This window comes from Coprococcus sp. AM100_B19A (genome assembly GCF_027662015.1).
GTDB classification, from domain to species: Bacteria; Bacillota; Clostridia; order Lachnospirales; family Lachnospiraceae; genus Allocoprococcus; species Allocoprococcus comes.
On the sequence record NZ_JAQDKN010000044.1, the window covers coordinates 1 to 1,345 of the forward strand.

General features: G+C 53.1%; 1 rRNA gene. It reads right to left on the reverse strand.

Annotated features, from left to right (window positions below):
- Positions 1-18: 18 nt before the first annotated feature.
- Positions 19-1,345 (reverse strand): 23S ribosomal RNA (locus tag PGQ33_RS16665); the annotation flags it as partial.

The window sequence follows — 1,345 nt, forward strand, 5'->3', positions numbered from 1 at the left end:
TTACCCTGTCCTACCTTCTTGGTTATGCCCTCGACCGATTAGTAACAGTCAGCTCCATGCATTACTGCACTTCCACCTCTGCCCTATCTACCTTGTCGTCTTCAAGGGGTCTTACAACTTGCGTTGGGATATCTCATCTTGAGGGGGGCTTCACGCTTAGATGCCTTCAGCGTTTATCCCTTCCTGACTTGGCTACTCTGCCATGCTCCTGGCGGAACAACAGATACACCAGCGGTCAGTCCAGCCCGGTCCTCTCGTACTAAGGCCAGCTCCTCTCAAATATCCTACGCCCACGCCGGATAGGGACCGAACTGTCTCACGACGTTCTGAACCCAGCTCGCGTACCGCTTTAATGGGCGAACAGCCCAACCCTTGGGACCTACTTCAGCCCCAGGATGCGATGAGCCGACATCGAGGTGCCAAACCACTCCGTCGATGTGAACTCTTGGGAGTGATAAGCCTGTTATCCCCAGGGTAGCTTTTATCCGTTGAGCGATGGCAATCCCACTTTATACCACCGGATCACTAAGTCCTACTTTCGTACCTGCTCCACCCGTCGGTGTCGCAGTCAAGCTCCCTTCTGCCTTTGCACTCTTCGAATGGTTTCCAACCATTCTGAGGGAACCTTTGAGCGCCTCCGATACCCTTTCGGAGGCGACCGCCCCAGTCAAACTCCCCACCTGACATTGTCCCCCAGCCGGGTCACGGCTGCTGGTTAGAAATCCAATACTGCAAGGGTGGTATCCCAACAGCGGCTCCGCATCAACTGGCGTCAATGCTTCTTCGCCTCCCACCTATCCTGTACATACAATATCGAATCCCAGTATCAAGCTGGAGTAAAGCTCCATGGGGTCTTTCCGTCCTGGCGCAGGTAACCAGCATCTTCACTGGTATTTCAATTTCACCGGGTGCATTGTTGAGACAGTGCCCAAATCATTACGCCTTTCGTGCGGGTCGGAACTTACCCGACAAGGAATTTCGCTACCTTAGGACCGTTATAGTTACGGCCGCCGTTTACTGGGGCTTAAGTTCAAAGCTTCGCTTGCGCTAACCTCTCCCCTTAACCTTCCAGCACCGGGCAGGCGTCAGCCCATATACTTCACCTTACGGTTTTGCATAGACCTGTGTTTTTGCTAAACAGTTGCTTGGGCCAATTCTCTGCGGCCAGCTCTCACTGGCACTCCTTCTCCCGAAGTTACGGAGTCATTTTGCCGAGTTCCTTAACAATGCTTCTCCCGTCGGCCTTAGGATTCTCTCCTCACCTACCTGTGTCGGTTTACGGTACGGGTACAGTACAAACAATAGCGGCTTTTCTTGGCAGCTGGCTCACACATTTCCCTACTTT